Genomic DNA, 18,084 nt, shown 5'->3' with positions numbered 1-18,084 from the left:
TAGCGAACGTGGGCGGCGCACTGGTCGGTGGAGGAACAGCGGGCGCGGCAACCGCAACGAACGTGGACCTCTACAATCGTCAACTGGATACCAAGGAGAAATCGCTCGCGCAGCAATTGTCCGATGCGAGCGGCGGGAAATACACGGTAGCGCAGATCGAGGACCAGATGCGCCAGATGGATATGAGCGTCAACGGCACCACTACATCGGGTGCGCCAGCTACCCTGGTGGGCCAGACGCCTACCGATTCCGGCGCGCGATGGATGTCTGCCGGGACAGATGCGGCCTCAATGATTTCAACCAATGTTGGGTGTATTGGTGCTGCCGCTGCGACAGCAGCAGCACAGCCAACACCATACGCACCAGTTTTTGAAGGAATTGCGTTTGGATCGACAGTCACGCGTTGGGTAGCAGATTTCGTGGTACAGACGGCACGTCCCAATCCGGGTTCGTATGTGGCGGGGGCAGTTGTGGATCTGACACTGGGAGGTGTTGCGAACAAATATCCTCTCGCTGGCACGGTAATTACTGAATCTAGCAGTTGGATCAAGAACACGACGACGTTTAATGACGTCAGCAGCCAACTGAACAACGCGGTGCAAAACAAAAAATGAAGATCATAAGCAACGGAAACTTCGCGCCCTGGTTTCGCATTCTGTTGTGGGCAACGGGTATAGCGATAGCGGCAACCTCATACTTCCTTTTGTCTGGCATAGAAAAGTTTGTTGGCGTTGTTATCGGAATGGTTGTTCTGGCGACAGGTACCTATGCAGAGCGCGCAAATATGCTTCATTTGAAGCCTTTCGACGACAGCTACAAGAAGGCGCGCGAGAGCTACGAAAAGGACGATGACGAAAGCAGCAAATGAAAATTATTGAAGACGGAAATTTTAAGCGGTGGGTCCGAACTAGTCTCCTCGTCTTCGGGCTCTTCGTCATGTTCATTGCGATCAAGTATGTACCGCCTGCCCCTTTCGGGGGCGTATTGTTCCTAATTGGTTTAGCTATTGCTGCGGTCGGAGGTTACGCGAGTCGCGCACACCTAGTAGGAATCAAGCCGTTCGGGGTCAACTACAAGAAAGTTCGCAAGAGCTATGAGACCAAGGATGACGATGAGAAACCAACATGAAGTTCATAGAGGACGGGAATCTAAAGGGATGGGTATGCACCGCCTTGATTGTCTTAGGCATCGGGATTTGCTATGTGACATTCAAGTACCTTACTCCTTCGACCTGGTGTGCATTCCTTGCATTGTTTGGATTCGGACTGGCTGCAGTGGGTGGGATGTGTTCTCGTGCTCGCCTAGCACACATCAAACCCTTCGAAAACAGTTACAAGAAGGCGCGCAAAAGCTATGAAAGGGACGATGACGAAAGCAAGAAGTGAAGATGAAAAATAAGAAGAGGCGTTCGTTAGGCCCGCTCGCGGTTCTTGTTTCTCTCGCCGTCCACGCCCAAACCCCGCCCGAGATAGCAGCGGCGGCGCGCACGAACGCCGAGCAGAACCAGCAGGTTCAGCAGCAGCGCGACGCGCAGCAGCGCGCGGCCACCGTCGCCGCGCCGGTTGTGCGCTCGACCGCACCGGTAGCGGGAGAATGGCCGGTGCTGCCAGTCGAGACGCCGTGCTTTCGCATCGACACGTTCGCGGTCGATGTGCCTGAAACGCTGCCTGAGGCGGTTCGCGTGAAAGGCGCGTCGGCATTGCCGATGGACCCATTCGCATTCCTGCATGAATGGCTGCGGCATTACGAGGGGCAATGCGTCGGCAAGCAGGGTGTAGACATGCTGGCGAAGGGGCTGCAAGGCGCAGTCCTGAGCCACGGCTACATCACGACGCGCGTCCTGTTGCCGACCCAGGACCTCTCGAAAGGTACGCTGAAGTTCACCCTCATACCGGGCGTTATCAGAAACCTGAAGTTTGCTGACGCCAGCACGCAAGGCACGCTGAAAACCGCGTTCCCTGCACGCGACGGCGACGTACTCCAGTTGCGTGACCTTGAGCAAGGTCTGGAACAGATGAAGCGCATACCGAACCAGGATGCGACGATGGAGATTGTCCCCGGCGTCGTGCCCGGCGAAAGCGATGTGGTCGTGACCGTGAAACGCACGAAGCCCTGGTCGCTCGTGGTCTCGGCAGACAACTCGGGTACCGACGAGACGGGCCGGTATATCGGTAACGTAACGCTCGGCCTGTATAACCTGCTGGGCCTGAATGACATTCTCTCGGCGGGGTTCAACCAGGATTTGCAGTTTGGCAATCACGACCTCGGCACGCACGGCTGGAACGCCTCGTATGCGATGCCGTGGGGTTACTGGACTGGCACGCTGTACGGCTATACGAACACGTATTACCAGCAGATCGCGGCCACCAATGGAACCTACGTTGCGAGCGGCAACGCGCAGACGGCGGGCCTGAAACTGGAGCGGGTTGTCCACCGCAGCCAGAACGATGTGTCGGGAGTCGAGTTCCAGCTTATCAAGCGCTTCGGTGTGAGTTTCATCGAGGACGCCGAGATTCCGCAGCAGTACCGCGACAATACATTTATCGAGGCGGGGCGGACCAACCGGCACTACTTCGGCGCGGCGCAGTTCGACGGGACACTGGCCTACCGTCAGGGTATCGGTGGCCTCGGCGCGCAGCCCGACACACCGGGTGGCCCAACCTACCGCTTCAAGATGGCGACGCTCGACGCAAACCTCTCGGTACCGTTCGCGGTCGCCGGGCAGGCGCTTCGTTATGTCGGCACCCTGCACGGGCAGTTCACCAACGACGAACTGAACTATATCGATGACCTGAGTATTGGCAGCCGCTACACGGTGCGTGGCTTTAGCGGACAAACGATGCTCGCGGCAGAAAGAGGCTTCTACTGGCGCAACGAACTCCAGTATCCGCTCGGCCAGACGGGGCAGGTTCTTTATGCAGGCCTCGACTACGGTCACCTGTGGGGACCGTCCACGGCGTACCTCGCGGGTACGCAGCTCGCGGGTGCGGTCCTGGGGTTCAAGGGTTCCGTACCCTCGCGCCTGGGCACGTTCAGCTATGACGTGTTCGCCGGGACGCCGGTCTATGCACCGACCGGCTTTCCTGCGCCGAGCGTCACCCTGGGCTTTCAGATGACAGGGCAATTCTGATGAGTGATTCACTGACCATAAGGAGATAACAATGCTGATGAGCCGGAAATTTTCGATGAGTCTGATTGGTGCCGCAGTGCTGCTTGCTGCGTGCGGCAGTGGGAGCGGCAGCGGTGGTAGTAGCGGTGACGCAGCAGTGGCGGCGGATTCGTCGGCCTCGGCACCGGGAGCCGCTTCTGCTCCAGACGCGGCGTCATCCCCGCAATCGACCGCGTTCAACTGTCCGGCCAACTACAAGCGGCTCGATATTGCCCTCGGTACGGCAGCCGGCACGCCTATGACGATGGTAACCGACGACAATATCGCAACCTTGACACTGAAGGCCCCCACTGGCGGCGTCACGCGCGCTCTGACTCTCTGCCTGGGCAAACCCGATCCGGTGCCCGCTGGCGTGCAGACCAGCTACGCCTACGAAATCACGGAAGGCGGTGATGGCGATATCACGCAGATGGATAGCCGGCTGCTGACGTTCAATTTCACGACGACCCAGCCCGTGACGGGTACTCCGGCGGTCGAACTGGCGACCGTTACGACGTCGGGTGTGGCCTATTCGCCGACAATTCCGGGCGCGCTGATCGCGGTGAGCCCGAACTACAGTGTTGCCGGTTATGTGAACGGGACCGGGCTGTATGTCGTTCGCCTGACGAAGTAGGCCCATGAGCGGACGACACAAGCAATGACTTGGCAGCGATGCGCGAGCATCTGCTGCATACTCTCAACGCGCTATCCCGCATCAGCGAAATCCTCGAACCCTAAGACTGCGCTTCGCCCCGAACGCGGTCGCCACGAGAGGCCTTATGACCATCGATCCTTCCGTCGTCGCCGCATTCACGCCCACGGGTAAGCTGCGCGCGTCGATCAATCTCGGCAATCCAATCCTCGCCAATCGTCACGCCGACTCCGGCGAGCCGTTCGGCGTATCGGTCGATCTCGCGCGCGCGTTCGCCGCGAAACTCGGCGTCGAACTGGAGCTGGTGGTCTTCGATACGGCCGGCAAATCGGTGCAGGCCGTCGGTGAGGAGCGCGCGGATTTCGGCTTCTTCGCGATCGATCCGTTGCGCGGCGAGACGATCGCGTTCACTGCGCCGTATGTGTTGATCGAAGGCTTCTACCTGGTGCGCGACGACTCGCCGGTACGCTCGAATCAGGATGTGGATCAGGCGCACAACCGGGTCGTCGTCGGCAAAGGCAGTGCATACGATCTGTTTCTGACGCGCGAGCTGAAATCCGCGCAAATCGTGCGCGCGCCGAGCTCGCCGAGCGTCGTGCCGACGTTTATCGAGCAGCATCTGGAAGTGGCGGCAGGCGTGAAGCAGCAACTCGAGGCCGATGCGAAGCAAACTCCCGGTCTGCGGTTGCTAGACGAGCGCTTCATGGTGATCCGGCAGGCGATGGGTGTGCCGAAGAGCCGCGGCGAAGCGGCGGCTCACGCGCTGCGTTCGTTTGTCGAAGAGATGAAGGCCTCGGGCTTGGTGGCGCAATCGCTCGCGCGGCACAAGATCGCGGGAGCGTCGGTTGCGCCTGCGGCGTAGCGGGCCGCACGAACCCGACACCGCGTAGCTTTCGAAGCTGCTGGCATGGCAGATACGCGGGGCCGCGCGATGCTTCGGCGCGGCCCCGCCACCACCCTCAGCGACGCTCAAACGAGCGTAGTCTGCACATCCACATTACCGCGCAACGCCTTCGAATACGGGCAGGTCAGATGCGCTCGCTCGATCAACCCGTGCGCCACGTCACGCTCGACACCGGGAAGACTGACGAACAGACGCGCCTGAAGAAAGTAAGCGCCATCGGTGGTGCCGAGATCGATCTCCGCATCGACGCTGGTATCGGCCGGCAACGACAGGTGCAACGCGCGCGCCGCCAGCCCGAGTGCGCCGATGAAACACGCCGACCAGCCCGCGCCGAGCAACTGCTCGGGATTCGTTCCACCCCCCGAGGTGCCGGGCGGCGACAGCTTGATGTCGAGACGGCCGTCCGAGCTGCGCGCGACGCCTTCGCGGCCGCCGGTCGTATGGGTTTTGCCGGTGTACAGCACTTCTTCGATGCGGGTCATGGTGGCTTACTCCTGTTGATCCAGTGATATTCAGGTCTGCAAATCCGGGCTCGAACTTGCGGTGCACGTATTTGAACGCGCCGACGTATCTCGCATGTGTCTGGATCAGCGGGTTTGGTAAGCGCACGTATCCCCGGGCAGCGCGGATACATTGCGATACAAGGAGCGGCAAACGGGACCCATGCGGAGCGCGGCGCGACAACTCACGCGCGCCATCGCGCCCGTCGCTTCATTCAGCGACGCCGGTCGAAATACCGCCGCAACAGATAGTTCGCGGTCGAGCCATGCAGCAGCACCGACAACACGATCGCATCGAGCACGGCGGGCAGCAGCGGCGTCATCGCGCCACGCACGTATTCGAGGCCGAACATCAGGTAGTAAAACGCGCCGACGCCGCGAATCCCCATCCACGCCATCAGATGCCGCTGGCTATTGTCGATGCGCGCACCCATCATCGCGACGACGACGGACAGCGGCCGCGCGACGAAAAACAGAAACACCGCGGGCAACACGGCGCGCAGATCGAACATCTCGCGCCAGTGCGCGGACACGACGCAGCCGATGATCAGCATCAGCGACAACTCCGCGAGTCGCTCCATTTCGCGCATGAAGCCCATCATCGATTCGGCGAGGACCGCATGCGCCATTTCTGGATCCTGGGCGACATCGACCTGTTCGCCGTGCTGCACCTCGTCGAGCACTTCCGAGGGATTCTTGTCGCCCGTCGCGCGCAGTTCCTCGCGACGGACGGCGACGCCGGCCACGAACACCGCGACGAACGCATACGCGTGCAGCAGCAGCGACGCGCCGTACGACGTCGACGTCCCAGCACCGCAAACGGATAGGCGGCACCGTCGTTCAGGCCGCCTTCACCCGACAACGCGAACCGCACGGGCTCGTCGTCGCCAGCTTGCGTCACGCGTAGCTCGTTGGCGAGCACCGGGTCGGTCGGCGCGAGCGCGGCCGCGAGGAACAACGCCGCGCCGTCCGCGCGTCCGGTCACCAAAGCGGTGAAGCCGAACATCAAGGCGACGGTGAAGAGCATCGCCGGGCCGCCGAGCCGCAGCGGCAACAACCACAGCGGATTGCGCAGCCGCACGCGCAGATGCATGCCGATCGAAAACAGCGACACGACGAGCCCGACTTCAGCCAGCGTCGCGAGCAACGCGGTATTGCGGAGCAGATCGACCCCGACGAGCCCGGACACGGCCGGCCCGACCGCCACGCCGACCAGCAGATAGATCATCGCGCCGGTCAGCGGCAAGCGGCGGATCGGCCCGCGCGCGACGGCCATGAACGTGAGCAGCGCGCCGATCAGCAGGAACCAGACCGGTTCGTCCTTCATGGCGGAATCGCGAGCACGCGCGGCGGTGGCGGCAGCCAGGCCGCGTCGCCGCTAGCGCGCACTGCTCGCGCCATGCTGGCGGCGCTGTCCGTGCTGAACCGCGGCCTGGTTCGCGCGCCCCGCATGTTCACGGTTCGCCTGGTCGCGGCTCAACTCGCCGGGCGCCTTGCGCGCAGACGACGCCACTGGCAACACCCGACATCGCGGCGATGGCAAGGCGCTGTACAACCTTGTTCATGAGCGACCCCTCGGTTCGGACCAGCTGGAATGCACTGTCCGTTCCGTTGCAAGCCGCGTTCCTCGCCTGAGGCGCGAGCGTGCCGACCGCCCTCACACACCGAATGGAAAAGTCTCCTCCGCGTGGTTCTTTTCGTCGGCGGAAACGGGCAGCGCGCTCACCGCGCTCGTGCGATCGAACCACACGAACGCATCGAACTGCTCGGCCAGCGACGCTTGCGCGTAATGGCTATACCGCTCGGTCCCGGGACGGTAGATGACGCCGATGAAGCGCTCCAATAGCGGCGCGCGCAGCCGTTCGCGCAGCGTGTCGTGCATGCCGGGCCGCAGGTCGAGCAGGAAGCGCGGGAGACCCGTGCCGTGCATGCTGAATTCGACGCTGCCCGCGAGCGATGGCTGCACGGTTTTGACCTCCATCGGTCCGCCCCAATCGCTCGCTGCGGCGACCGTGCCGCTGTGCGTGCCAAACCCGATCAGCGCCGCCGCGTCGCCGAACTGCGCGCGACACAGCTGGCCGAGATTGATCTCGTCCTGCATGCGGCCCATCTGCGTGGCGCTCGCGTCGCCGATATGCGAGTTGTGCGCCCACGCGACCAGACGCGCCTGCGGCCCGCGGCTGTCGAGCGTATGACGCAGCGTGTCGAACATATGCGTGTCGCGCAGATTCCAGCTTTGCGGCCCGCCGTAGTACATCGCGCGATAGTAGTGCTCGGCGACCGCCACGAGCCGCGCGTTCTGCGCCGCGTCGAGGAAGCGCTCGCCGTCTTCGCGCGCATAGTCGAGCCGGCTTTTCAGCAGATCGCCGAGTTGCGCGACCACGTGTTCTTCGCACTGCGCGTAGCCGCCGCTCAACGCGGCGCGTCCATATACGGCCGGATCTTTCTGCCACGGACTGAGGCACCCATAACGCTCGCGAGCGATGCGCGCCGCGGCAGGGTCGACGCTGTCGAGATAGCGCAATACCGCGTCGATCGATTCGGAAAGGCTGTAGATATCGAGCCCGTAAAAGCGCGTTTCGCGCTCGGGGTGCGCGGCGTTGTGCGAGCGCAGCCACGCGACCAAGCCCATGAAGTCGGTGTTGCGCCACATCCAGGTCGGAAAGCGGCGAAACGGTCGGGACCGCCCGCCGGGCATCGGCCGATCGCGCACATGCCGGTCGATGATCGCGGCGTCGGGCCAGTCGGCCTCGACCGCGATCATCGAAAAGCCGTGCTGCTCGACGAGGCGCCGCGTGATCGCCGCGCGCGCCCGGTAGAACTCCGACGTGCCGTGACTGGCCTCGCCGAGCAGCACGACGCGATGCCCGGCGAAGCGGTCGAAAAATGCCGCGAATTCCGCGGAATCGATGTCGGGCAACGGTTCGGCCGCGTCGCGAATCGCGAGTTCGAGTGCGGCCGGCATAGGTGCGGCCGGCGTAGGCGTGAGCGGGATGGGCGTGGACGTGGATGCGGGCCGCAAATCCGCGCGCGCCGCGCCGCCTGGCTCCGGCCAGCCATCGTCGCCGACGAGCGGCACGAAGCGCACGTCGCCGAACGCATCTTCGTCGTAGTCGTGTTCGTCGCGCCGCACGATCTTCACGAGCCGCTGACGGCTCTGACTGCTGCCGACCGGCATCACGAGCCGTCCGCCCACGGCGAGTTGCATGCGCAACGCTCGCGGCACACGCGGTCCGCCCGCCGCCGCGATGATCGCGTTATAGGGCGCATGCGCGGCAAGACCTGCGGTACCGTCGCCGACATGCACTTCGACGTTCTCGTAGCCGAGCCGCTGCAAGCGCTCGCGCGCGCCCTCGGCGAGGCTCGCGTCGCGTTCTATGGAATCCACCCGGCCCGCGATCTCCGCGGCGATCGCGGCCGCATAGCCGGAGCCCGTGCCAATGTCGAGCACGCGATCGCCGGGCTGCAACTCGGCGGCCGCGAGCATCTTCGCGACGATGTACGGCTGCGAGATCGACTGCTCGCCGCCGATCGGCAGCGGCGTATCGTCATACGCGAATTCGCGCAGATCGGATGGCACGAATGCCTCGCGCGGCACGCGCCGCATCGCCTCGATCACGTAGTCGTCGCGCACGCCGCGTTGCACGATCTGCCGTTCGACCATCCATGCGCGCGCTTCGTCGAAATCGCTCATCGCCGCCTCCTCGCGAATGCGCAGCGCTGCGCGCGCTCCGCATTGCGACGGGGCCGCGCGCGAGTCCGCTGCTCTTTCACGCTTCAGCAATGAGCATACCGCCGGCAGGTACTCGTGGCGATGCGCGAAACGCGAAGCGCGCCCGGACCGATCTTTGCTGCGCGCTTCTCGAGAGCGATTGCACGAACCAAATGCCGGTCCGAATCCGTCGCACAATCAAAGCAGAAATCATGAACATTCCCATCCAGGTCGTGTCCTTCCTCAGCTCGCGAGGTCTGAAGCTCGCGACCGCCGAATCTTGCACCGGCGGTCAGATCGCGTCGTATCTGGCGAGCGTGCCGGGCAGCGGCGCGTGTCTCGATGTCGGCTTCGTCAGCTACTCGCCATCGGGCAAAGCAGGCTTTCTCGGCGTGCGGCAAAGCACGATGAAGCGATACGGGCTTACCAGCGAAGCGGTCGCGCGCGAAATGGCCGAGGGCGCGCTGCGCCAGCAAGGCTGCTGCGCGGACATCGCGGTATCGAACACGGGGCTCGCCGATAGCGGCGCGCATGGCGGCTCCGATGACGATCCGCCACCAGGCACGCAATGCTTCGCGTGGTCGTTCCGACGGCGCGGCAATGAGTTCACCACGTTCGCCGAGACGCGGCGCTTTTCGGGCGACCGCAACGACGTGCGATCGGCCGCCGCACTGTATGCGCTGTCGCGCGTCGAGCATTACTTCGATCAACTCCCGCGCGTCGAGCGGGACCACTGATGAGAGAGCGCGACGCGCCACCAACGCGCATTGCCGGTGGCACCGACGCCATTGCCGGCGTCGGTGTAAAGGGGCGGCGCTCGCTTATCCGGCGCGCGGCCGCGTGGCGCGCTTCGGCGGTTCGATGTCATCGCCCGACATTTCCTGCAGTTGCTCTTCGGGCGCGATGCGCGAGCCGCGCTCGCGCTCCGCGGACTGATCGGTCGGCTCCTGCGGCACGGCAGCCTCGTCGGCCGCGCCTTCCGCCTCGATCTGCCGGCGCGCTTCTTCCCAATGGTCGTCGGCTTTCCCTTCCGGCGACGGATCGTTTTCCCAGATCTGGTACGCCCGCGTGCGAATGCGGGCTTCGAGTTCCTTGTCCATATGTGCTTCTCCGTGAACATGAGCGATGCCGCGGTACGGCGCCACATGCACCGTGCCCGAATGACGGCGAGCCACAGGCTAGCAAGCGTTGTTCCGCGCGTCGCACGTTCGTTCGATGGCACCCCGCTATTCGACGTGCGAATCAAATCAGCGCGCCGCCGGACTGGTGCTCGAGGAAGTCGACGTCGACGACGTCAGAACGAAAAAGGGCGGGCGCACAGATCCACCCCGTGCCGGTCGTGAACCAGGGCAAGCGTTTGACAGGGAGGGTGTCGCCAGGCGATATCGCGGCGGGCCGCGCGCTCACGCCTCGGGACAGGCAAGGTCGGCCGCGACGATTCGCGCACCGTACTCCTCGGCGGCGAGCCGCGCTTCCTCGATACTGTTGAACGGACCGACTTCGGGCGCGCCATCGAACGGGAATAGACGGCGGCCATCCACTTTACGGCTCACCAGTAGATCGGCATAGAATCGCCCATCGGCGCTGCGGCGCGCGGTGACGTAGATGGAAAAGTCGTCGCGCGAGGCGACCCCTGCCGCCAGATACGGCGTCAGTTTCAGCTTTCTCCTTGACATGGCTCTCCCCTGCTGCATTAGGCGATCCTGTTCTACCCTCCTGAAATCGATGGTAATGGACATGTAACAGGGTGCGCACGTCCGTAAGTGTCGACTTATGGACATGACTGTCGCAGCGACGTCTTAAACGAATCAGTGCGAGCGCCGCGCGCAAATTCAAGACTCCCATCAGGTCTTGTCGCCGACCGCGCGACTGCCCGCCTGATCCAGCCTGGCTTGCAACGTTTGCTTGCGCGCCGCGATCTTTTCACCGAGCGCGGCGAGATCGCAGCCGGTGCGCCGCAAGGCCGGAAAGAGTTCGCCTTCCTCTTCCTCGACGTGATGCCGCACGAGCTCGGACATGACCTTGAACGTCGCGTCGAAGCCTTTGTCGCCCGGCTTCAGCGTCTCGAACTTCGCGATCAGCGTTTTCACCAGAAAATGCTCGACGTAGGCTTCATCGACATCGAGCTTGTCGTCGTCGGGCAGCGCCTGTTGCGCGGCCGGATACAACAGCTCTTCCTCGATGATCGTGTGCATCGTCAGCTCTTCGCACGCGCGCTGCGTCAGCGCGGCTTTGGCTTCGAGCGTGTCGCGCTCGTCGCCGCGCAATTTGCCGAAGGCGTCGAACAGCTTTTCCACGGCGCGGTGATCGGCCTCGAGCCGCGCGAGCGCATCGGGCGTGCTCGCGGTGTCGCGTCGAGCGGTGGGCTGCGTGTCGTCGGTAGCGGATCGCGTTGGGCGGTTCATGGCGGCTCCTTCAATCGGTCAAGTGCCCGCATCGAGCAAACGCCATACCGCGCCAACGGTCCCGCGGCGGTACGTCACTTGCTGCTGGTGGTCCGGCGCGGCATGTTGCGCGCTAACCTCTCCGTCCTCTTTTCAACGACTGATGAGAATCGCCCAGATCGCTCCGCTTTACGAAAGCGTGCCGCCGTTCGCGTACGGCGCCACCGAACGCGTCGTGTCGTATCTGACCGAAGAGCTGGTCGCGCGCGGCCACGACGTGACGCTCTATGCGAGCGCCGATTCGACGAGCGCCGCGCGGCTCGTGCCGATCTGCCCGCGCGGTCTTTGGCGCGACGCGAACGTGTGGGACACGCAAACCCATCACATCAGGCAGCTCGCGCGCGTGATTCGCGACGCGGACCGCTTCGACGTCGTCCATTTTCACGGCGAGCCGCTGCATTTCGCGTGGGCCGAGCGCCTGCCATGCCGTACGCTGACGACGCTGCACGGCCGTCTGCTGCTGAACGATCATGGCCCGCTGTTTCGCGAATTCGCGCGCGTGCCGGTGGTGTCGATTTCCGCGAGTCAGCGCGGGCCCGTGTCGTGGGCGAACTGGCAGGGCACGGTCCATCACGGACTGCCGCTCGACCAGTTCGAATTTCAACCGATGGCCGGTTCCTATCTGCTTTTTCTCGGCCGCATGATGCCGGAGAAACGTCCCGATCTCGCGATCGAAATCGCCCGGCGCAGCGGCTTGCCATTGAAGATCGCCGCGAAGATTCATCCCGGCGAACGCGACTATTTCCGCGAACGCATCGATCCGCTCTTGCGCCGCTCCGGCGCGTTCACCGAATACCTTGGCGAAGTCGGCGGCGGCGCGCGCCGGCAATTGATCGAGAACGCGCGCGCGTTGCTGCTGCCGATCGAATGGGACGAGCCGTTCGGCATGGTGATGATCGAGGCGATGGCATGCGGCACGCCGGCGATCGCGTTTCGCCGCGGCGCGGTGCCCGAATTGATCGAAGACGGCGTGAGCGGCCTGATCGTCGATAACGTGGACGAGGCCGTGCAAGCGGTTGCGCGCATCGACAGCATCGATCGCGGCGCGTGCCGCCGCGCGTTCGAGCGCCGCTTCACGGCCGCGCGCATGACCGACGACTATCTGACGATCTACGACGCGCTGCTCGCGCACGACACGAGCGGCCGCCCGCGAGCAACGGGCAGTCAGCCCGCGCCGGTGTAATTGCGTTAACCGGACCGCCCGCGCGGCGCACCTCGGCTTCGCGGGGCGTCCGGCTCTGCATCACCGCGAGCACTGCCGCAGCAACGTCCACTTGCGGACCAGATTCACGAACTGGGTCGATTCGCCCGGCAGCTGATCTTGCACGACATTCGTCATATGCATTGTGCGAGCTTCGCGCGGCGCTTGCGGCCCGCGTGCCTGGATTGTGGCGGAGGCTGAAAACCGCCGTCGCCACAAGAACGTTTTTACCGGCAACGCCCCAAAAAATGCAGCGACGGCATATGGCTTGCTCGTTTGTTTGACTAACAGGAAAGGTCCGCTTTCACGCCCGCTTCCACGTTCCGGAGCCCACTTGACCCACCGCGACTTCATCGTAATCGGCACGTCCTCGGGAGGGGTCGATGCGCTGCGTTCGCTTGCCTCGCAGCTTCCCGTCGATATGCCCGCCAGCATCGCCGTCGTGCTGCATATCGGCGCGCATGGCAGCATGCTGCCCGCGCTTCTGAACCAGGCCGGACCGCTACCCGCCAAGCACGCACAGGATGGCGAACATTACGCGCCCGGCAGAATTTACGTGGCGCCGCCTGATCGGCACCTCGTCGTCGAGGATGGGCTACTGCGGCTTCTGCACGGCGCGAAAGAGAACTTCGCGCGCCCGGCGATCGACCCCCTCTTTCGCACTGCGGCCACCCAGATAGGGCCACGCGCGATCGGCGTGATCCTGACCGGCCTGCTCGACGACGGCACCGCGGGCCTCGAAGCAATCCAGGCGTGCGGCGGCGCGACGCTCGTCCAGGACCCGGCCGACGCGTTCGCGAGCGAGATGCCGCGACATGCATCGCCGTTTGCCGACCACGTGCTGCCACTCGATCAAATGGGGCAATGTTTGGTAAAACTGACCGGCGGCAACGCCAGCGCGCCGGGAAAAAACGGCCGTGCGCGGCGCGAGGCGACCGATCGCATCGTTCTCGAACAAGACGCGTGGCTGGCCGGCACCACGGCATTCGAAGCAATCAGGGGACTCGCGACGCCGTCGACTTTCACATGCCCCGAATGCAACGGCACGCTGTGGCGCATCACCGGATCGCGGGTGATGCGTTATCGCTGTCATACCGGTCATGCGTATTCGGCCGCGTCGCTCGGCGACGGCCGCATGACGGATGCCGAGGACTCATTGCGCAAAGCGCTGCGTGCGCTGCGCGAGCGCGAAATGTTCAGCCGCGAGTTGCGCGACCATTTCGCCAAAACCGGAGATACCGCCGCCCAACAGCGCGAGGAGGACAATGTGCTGCGCGCGAGGCACGCGGCCGAACTGCTGCAGTCGATGCTGATGGAAAAATGAGTGCAATGCGGGATAATAACCGTCCGAGCCAGCAAGAAATGGGCTCGTCGCCCTATAAAAATCCACCGCTGAACACTATCCTTTCCAAGAAGGGACACGCAGCCATGTCAAAGAAGCGAGGGCAAACTCTGCCTAGCCAGGCACTCTATCCGATCGTCGGTATCGGCGCATCGGCGGGGGGGCTTAACGCGCTGACGGAGTTCTTCGAGGCGCTGCCCGCGCGCACGTCGATGGCCTTCGTCGTGGTCGTTCACCTGTTGCCGGATCACGAAAGCAATCTGGCCTCACTGCTGCAGAAAGTCACCAGCATGTCCGTGCAGCAGGTCACAGGCCCCACGCCGATCGAATCGGACCACGTCTATCTGGTCGCGCCCTCGTTCGAGATGATCATGGTCGACGGCTACCTGCGCGTCACGCGGAAGCTGCCCGAGGAAGGACGCCGCGCGAGCATCGATCTGTTTTTCCGCACGCTCGCCGAGGCGCACCGCGAACGCGCGATAGGCATCGTGATGTCGGGAGCGGGCTCGGACGGCTCGGTCGGCTTGTCGCGTATCAAGGAAATGGGCGGCATCACGCTCGTGCAGGACCCTTCCGAGGCCGAATACGACAGCATGCCGCGCAGCGCAATCGCGACCGGCATGGCCGACTTCGTGATGACCGCGGCCGAGATGCCGCAACGGCTGCTCGATCTGTGGTCCACCGCGCGGGAAATCCATCTGCCGGCCGCGGAGGCGGACGAGCCCGAGGAAGACACGGTCAACGAGTCGGCCGAGCGCGCGCTGCGCGAAATCATGGTGATTCTGCGCACCCGCACCGCACACGATTTCCGACATTACAAACGGGCTACGGTTCTGCGGCGTATCGAACGCCGGCTGCAAGTCAACGGCATTACCGACCTGCAGGTGTATCGCGATTATCTGCATCTGCACCCTGAAGAAACCCAGGCGCTGTTGCAGGACATGCTGATCAGCGTCACCAATTTCTTCCGCGACAAGGAAGCGTTCGACGTGCTCGAACGTGAAGTATTGCCGCCCCTGTTCGAAAGCCGCGGCGAACAGGACCGCATCCGCGTGTGGTCGGTGGGCTGCGCGACGGGCGAAGAAGCCTATTCGCTGGCGATGCTGCTGCAGGAACGCTCGCTGAAGTCGCCCGAGGGCGTGTCTTTTCAGGTATTCGCGACCGACATCGACGAGCGCGCCATTTCCCTCGCGCGCGCCGGTGTGTACCCGGACTCGATCTCCGCCGACCTGACGCCGGCGCGCATCCGCCAGTTCTTCACGAGGGACGCCGCGCATTTCCGGATCAAGAAAGAGCTGCGCGAGCACATGCTGTTCGCCCACCACAACGTGCTGAGCGACCCGCCGTTCTCGCGGCTCGACATGATCTGCTGCCGCAACCTGCTGATCTACCTCGACCGCGAAGCGCAGATCGAAATCCTGAAGATGTTCCACTTCGCGCTGCGGCCCGGCGGCATGCTGTTCCTCGGCAGCTCGGAGTCGGCCGACGGCGTGAGCTCGATGTTCACCGTGGTCGACAAGCGCAACCGCATCTATCGCGCGAACATGGCGGTACGCAGTGACACGCCGCTGCCGATCGCGATTTCCGGCACCATGAGCTCGCGGCCTGTCGTGACCACGGTGCAGCCGCCGGGGCGCCGGCGCTTTTCGTTCGGCGATCTGCATCAGCGGCTCGTCGAGCAATATGCGCCGCCCAGCGTGCTGGTGAGCCGCGAATCCGAAATCGTTCATCTGTCCGATCGCGCCGGGCGTTTTCTGCAGTATTCCGGCGGCGAGCCGTCGCACAACATCGTAGCCGTCGTGCGTCCGGAACTGCGGCTGGAACTGCGCACCGCGATCTATCAGGCCTTGCACACGAACCGCAGCGTCGAAGCGCGCCGCGTGCGCATCGAGCGCGATGGCCGGTCGTACTTCGTCAACATGACCGCGCGGCCAGTGCACGATCCGGAAGCGAACGCGGACTTCGTGCTGGTGCTGTTCGACGAGGTCGAGGACAGCGTGGCGAACGCCGAAACGGCGCCGGCCGACGTGCAGAAAGACCCGATCATCAGTCAGCTCGAACGGGAACTGCAACGCACGAAGGAACAGTTGCAGTCCACGATCGAGCAGTCGGAAACCTCAACCGAGGAGCTGAAGGCATCGAACGAGGAATTGCAGGCGATCAACGAGGAACTGCGCTCGGCGACCGAGGAACTCGAAACCAGCAAGGAAGAGCTGCAATCGATCAACGAGGAGTTGACCACGGTCAACGCGGAGCTGAAGTCGAAGGTCGAGGAAACCGGCAAGATCAACGACGATTTGCACAATCTGATCGCCGCGAACGACATCGGCACGATCTTCGTCGACCGCAACATCTGCATCAAGCGCTATACGCCGCGCGCAACCGACGTCTTCAGCATCATTCCGTCGGACATCGGCCGTTCGCTGCTCGACATCACGCACCGCCTCGAATACGACAAGCTCGCCGACGACGCGGCCGAGGCATTCGACTCGTTGCGCCTGATCGAACGCGAGCTGAAGAGCAACGACGGGCGCTGGTATCTCGCGCGCTTCGTGCCTTACCGCACGACCGAAGACCGCATCGACGGCGCGGTGCTGTCGTTCATCGACATCACCGGGCGGCGTCAGGCGGAAGACCGGCTGCGCGAAGGCGAGCGGCGCATGCGCATCGTCGCGGAAAGCACGCGCGACTACGCGATCATCACGTTCGACGACAACGGCGTGATCAACAGCTGGAACGCGGGCGCGGAACGGATTTTCGGCTATACGGAAGCCGATATGATCGGCCAGTCCGCCGACATCCTGTACACCGAAGAGGACCGCGCCGACAACGTCGCGCAACGCGAGTTCGCCGAAGCGCGTCTGAATGGCCGCGCCGAAGAGGAGCGCTGGCATTTGCGCAAGGACGGCACGCGCTTTTTCGCGAGCGGCGTGCTGTCCCGCCTCGACGAACCGGGCATCAGCGGCTTTGCGCAGATCACGCGCGATCTCGGCGAATATGTGAACGAACCGACCTCGGGACGCGGCACCCATGTCGAATCGCTGCGCGCGGCAAGCGAGCGCGACGCGCAGCGGCGCCGCGACGAATTTCTCGCGGTCGTGTCGCACGAGCTCAAGCATCCGCTGAACCTGATTTCGGCCAGCGCCGAGCTGATCGCGCGCGCGCCGGAAACGCGGCAGAACCTGAACGTGTCGCGCGCGACCGATACGATCCGCCGCACCGTGATGGGCCAGGCGCAAATCATCGACGATCTGCTCGACATTTCGCGCGTGCGCACGGGCAAGCTGTCGGTCGTGCGCACCGTGGTCGACATGCGCGAGATCGTGCAGCGCGTGTGCAGCGCGGTGCAGGACGATACGGCGCAGCGCGGCGTCGCGTTGAGGGTCGACATCACCGATGCGCCCGTGATCATTCACGCGGACCTCACGCGGATCGAGCAGATCGTGTGGAATCTGATCAGCAATGCGCTGAAGTTCACGCAGCGCGGTTCGATTCAGGTGTCGTTGCAGGTCAACGATCACGCCGAGGCCGTGCTGCGCGTCAGCGATACCGGCATCGGCATCGAGGCGTCGCTGCTGCCGCATATCTTCGAGATGTTCCAGCAGAGCCGCGACCCGGGCTTGCGCCGCGGGGGCCTCGGCATCGGCCTCGCGCTGGTGCGTGATCTGGTCAACCTGCACGGCGGCGCGGTGCGTGCGGAGTCGGACGGCGTCGGCCGCGGCGCGACTTTCACGGTGACCCTGCCCATCCACCGGCTCGCCACCCGCACGAGCGCGGATATCGAAGTCACCGCCGAGCCGTTGAAAGGCACGCGCATCCTGATGGTCGACGACGACGCCGCGACCGTCGAAACCTTCAAGCTGCTGCTGGAAAGCGAGGGCGCCGAAGTGCGGACCGCGACGAGCGGCGAGGAAGCGTTGACGATCATCAACGGCAACGCGCCCGATATCATCCTGTCAGACATCGGCATGCCGGGCATGGACGGCATGGAGTTCATCGGCAAGCTGCGCGGTATGCCGGCGATGAAGTCCGTGATCTGCGTCGCGGTCAGCGGCTTTGGACAGCAGGCGGACGTCAGTGCGGCCGAACACGCGGGCTTCGACGCGCACCTGAAAAAACCGGTGGTTCTCGAAGACCTGATGAGTATTTTCGCGCGGCTGCGCGGCTGAACTAGCGGCTTG

General features: G+C 63.9%; 14 protein-coding genes and 2 pseudogenes. 9 read left to right on the top strand and 7 right to left on the bottom strand.

Annotated features, from left to right (window positions below; translation table 11 throughout):
* From F6X37_RS28890 to F6X37_RS28870, 5 genes and pseudogenes are all read left to right on the top strand, one after another.
* Positions 1-614: pseudogene (locus F6X37_RS28890) on the top strand (hypothetical protein); the annotation flags it as partial.
* Positions 611-868 (top strand): hypothetical protein, encoded by a 258-nt coding sequence (locus F6X37_RS28885; protein ID WP_187613673.1) that lies wholly within the window; start codon positions 611-613, stop codon positions 866-868. The pseudogene F6X37_RS28890 and the gene F6X37_RS28885, both read left to right, overlap by 4 nt.
* A 519-nt stretch (positions 869-1,387) precedes the next feature.
* Positions 1,388-3,130 carry a ShlB/FhaC/HecB family hemolysin secretion/activation protein gene (locus F6X37_RS28880; protein ID WP_187613669.1) on the top strand — a complete coding sequence of 581 codons (1,743 nt, stop codon included), beginning with the start codon at positions 1,388-1,390 and terminating at the stop codon, positions 3,128-3,130.
* A gap of 31 nt (positions 3,131-3,161) precedes the next feature.
* Positions 3,162-3,782, top strand: a complete 621-nt coding sequence (locus tag F6X37_RS28875; RefSeq protein ID WP_187613668.1) for a hypothetical protein — start codon at positions 3,162-3,164, stop codon at positions 3,780-3,782.
* Between the two features lie 145 nt (positions 3,783-3,927).
* A complete protein-coding gene (locus F6X37_RS28870; RefSeq protein ID WP_187613667.1) occupies positions 3,928-4,662 on the top strand; it encodes an ABC transporter substrate-binding protein in 735 nt (244 codons plus the stop codon).
* A 107-nt stretch (positions 4,663-4,769) separates the two neighbouring features.
* Here F6X37_RS28870 and F6X37_RS28865 read toward each other — a convergent pair whose 3' ends face one another.
* The 4 genes and pseudogenes from F6X37_RS28865 to F6X37_RS28855 all read right to left on the bottom strand — a co-directional run bounded on the left by F6X37_RS28865 (position 4,770) and on the right by F6X37_RS28855 (position 8,898).
* Complete coding sequence (locus F6X37_RS28865) at positions 4,770-5,186, bottom strand: organic hydroperoxide resistance protein (RefSeq protein WP_187613666.1); 417 nt, start codon at positions 5,184-5,186, stop codon at positions 4,770-4,772.
* A gap of 233 nt (positions 5,187-5,419) precedes the next feature.
* On the bottom strand, positions 5,420-5,950 hold the full coding sequence (locus tag F6X37_RS38050) for a cation:proton antiporter (RefSeq protein WP_410451435.1): 531 nt from the start codon (positions 5,948-5,950) through the stop codon (positions 5,420-5,422).
* 128 nt (positions 5,951-6,078) lie between these two features.
* Positions 6,079-6,432, bottom strand: a pseudogene (locus F6X37_RS38045) (cation:proton antiporter); the annotation flags it as partial.
* 429 nt (positions 6,433-6,861) lie between these two features.
* Positions 6,862-8,898: a protein-L-isoaspartate(D-aspartate) O-methyltransferase gene (locus F6X37_RS28855; protein ID WP_187613665.1), complete on the bottom strand. Its 2,037-nt coding sequence runs from the start codon at positions 8,896-8,898 to the stop codon at positions 6,862-6,864.
* 230 nt (positions 8,899-9,128) lie between these two features.
* Between F6X37_RS28855 and F6X37_RS28850 the strand changes: the two genes are divergently transcribed.
* Positions 9,129-9,653, top strand: coding sequence for a CinA family protein (locus F6X37_RS28850; protein ID WP_187613664.1), 525 nt, complete (start codon positions 9,129-9,131; stop codon positions 9,651-9,653).
* 84 nt (positions 9,654-9,737) lie between these two features.
* Here F6X37_RS28850 and F6X37_RS28845 read toward each other — a convergent pair whose 3' ends face one another.
* The 3 genes from F6X37_RS28845 to F6X37_RS28835 all read right to left on the bottom strand — a co-directional run bounded on the left by F6X37_RS28845 (position 9,738) and on the right by F6X37_RS28835 (position 11,321).
* Positions 9,738-10,016 carry a DUF2934 domain-containing protein gene (locus tag F6X37_RS28845; protein ID WP_187613663.1) on the bottom strand — a complete coding sequence of 93 codons (279 nt, stop codon included), beginning with the start codon at positions 10,014-10,016 and terminating at the stop codon, positions 9,738-9,740.
* A 303-nt stretch (positions 10,017-10,319) separates the two neighbouring features.
* Positions 10,320-10,592 carry a DUF6723 family protein gene (locus tag F6X37_RS28840; RefSeq protein WP_184059249.1) on the bottom strand — a complete coding sequence of 91 codons (273 nt, stop codon included), beginning with the start codon at positions 10,590-10,592 and terminating at the stop codon, positions 10,320-10,322.
* A gap of 168 nt (positions 10,593-10,760) precedes the next feature.
* Positions 10,761-11,321 (bottom strand): hemerythrin domain-containing protein, encoded by a 561-nt coding sequence (locus F6X37_RS28835; RefSeq protein WP_187613662.1) that lies wholly within the window; start codon positions 11,319-11,321, stop codon positions 10,761-10,763.
* A 142-nt stretch (positions 11,322-11,463) separates the two neighbouring features.
* On the opposite strand from F6X37_RS28835, the gene F6X37_RS28830 reads away from it, so the two are divergent.
* The 3 genes from F6X37_RS28830 to F6X37_RS28820 all read left to right on the top strand — a co-directional run bounded on the left by F6X37_RS28830 (position 11,464) and on the right by F6X37_RS28820 (position 18,072).
* Complete coding sequence (locus tag F6X37_RS28830; RefSeq protein ID WP_187613661.1) at positions 11,464-12,543, top strand: glycosyltransferase family 4 protein; 1,080 nt, start codon at positions 11,464-11,466, stop codon at positions 12,541-12,543.
* A gap of 352 nt (positions 12,544-12,895) precedes the next feature.
* On the top strand, positions 12,896-13,885 hold the full coding sequence (locus F6X37_RS28825) for a chemotaxis protein CheB (RefSeq protein WP_187613660.1): 990 nt from the start codon (positions 12,896-12,898) through the stop codon (positions 13,883-13,885).
* A 104-nt stretch (positions 13,886-13,989) separates the two neighbouring features.
* Entirely contained in the window at positions 13,990-18,072 is a 4,083-nt protein-coding gene (locus tag F6X37_RS28820) for a CheR family methyltransferase (RefSeq protein WP_187613659.1), read from the top strand.
* The last annotated feature ends 12 nt before the right edge of the window (positions 18,073-18,084 follow it).

The organism is Paraburkholderia sp. 31.1, from assembly GCF_014397645.1.
GTDB classification, from domain to species: Bacteria; Pseudomonadota; Gammaproteobacteria; order Burkholderiales; family Burkholderiaceae; genus Paraburkholderia; species Paraburkholderia tuberum.
Note: the sequence above shows the minus strand (reverse complement) of the source record. Positions and strands in the feature narration are given on the sequence as shown.

What these genes read in the sequence shown, in the direction of transcription:
- F6X37_RS28875 (WP_187613668.1), top strand. Translation starts at nt 3,162, where the DNA reads ATGCTGATGAGCCGGAAATTTTCGATGAGTCTGATTGGTGCCGCAGTG.
- F6X37_RS28840 (WP_184059249.1), bottom strand. Translation starts at nt 10,592, where the DNA reads ATGTCAAGGAGAAAGCTGAAACTGACGCCGTATCTGGCGGCAGGGGTC.
- F6X37_RS28830 (WP_187613661.1), top strand. Translation starts at nt 11,464, where the DNA reads ATGAGAATCGCCCAGATCGCTCCGCTTTACGAAAGCGTGCCGCCGTTC.
- F6X37_RS28820 (WP_187613659.1), top strand. Translation starts at nt 13,990, where the DNA reads ATGTCAAAGAAGCGAGGGCAAACTCTGCCTAGCCAGGCACTCTATCCG.
- F6X37_RS28870 (WP_187613667.1), top strand. Translation starts at nt 3,928, where the DNA reads ATGACCATCGATCCTTCCGTCGTCGCCGCATTCACGCCCACGGGTAAG.
- F6X37_RS28850 (WP_187613664.1), top strand. Translation starts at nt 9,129, where the DNA reads ATGAACATTCCCATCCAGGTCGTGTCCTTCCTCAGCTCGCGAGGTCTG.
- F6X37_RS28845 (WP_187613663.1), bottom strand. Translation starts at nt 10,016, where the DNA reads ATGGACAAGGAACTCGAAGCCCGCATTCGCACGCGGGCGTACCAGATC.
- F6X37_RS28865 (WP_187613666.1), bottom strand. Translation starts at nt 5,186, where the DNA reads ATGACCCGCATCGAAGAAGTGCTGTACACCGGCAAAACCCATACGACC.
- F6X37_RS28885 (WP_187613673.1), top strand. Translation starts at nt 611, where the DNA reads ATGAAGATCATAAGCAACGGAAACTTCGCGCCCTGGTTTCGCATTCTG.
- F6X37_RS28835 (WP_187613662.1), bottom strand. Translation starts at nt 11,321, where the DNA reads ATGAACCGCCCAACGCGATCCGCTACCGACGACACGCAGCCCACCGCT.
- F6X37_RS28880 (WP_187613669.1), top strand. Translation starts at nt 1,388, where the DNA reads ATGAAAAATAAGAAGAGGCGTTCGTTAGGCCCGCTCGCGGTTCTTGTT.
- F6X37_RS28855 (WP_187613665.1), bottom strand. Translation starts at nt 8,898, where the DNA reads ATGAGCGATTTCGACGAAGCGCGCGCATGGATGGTCGAACGGCAGATC.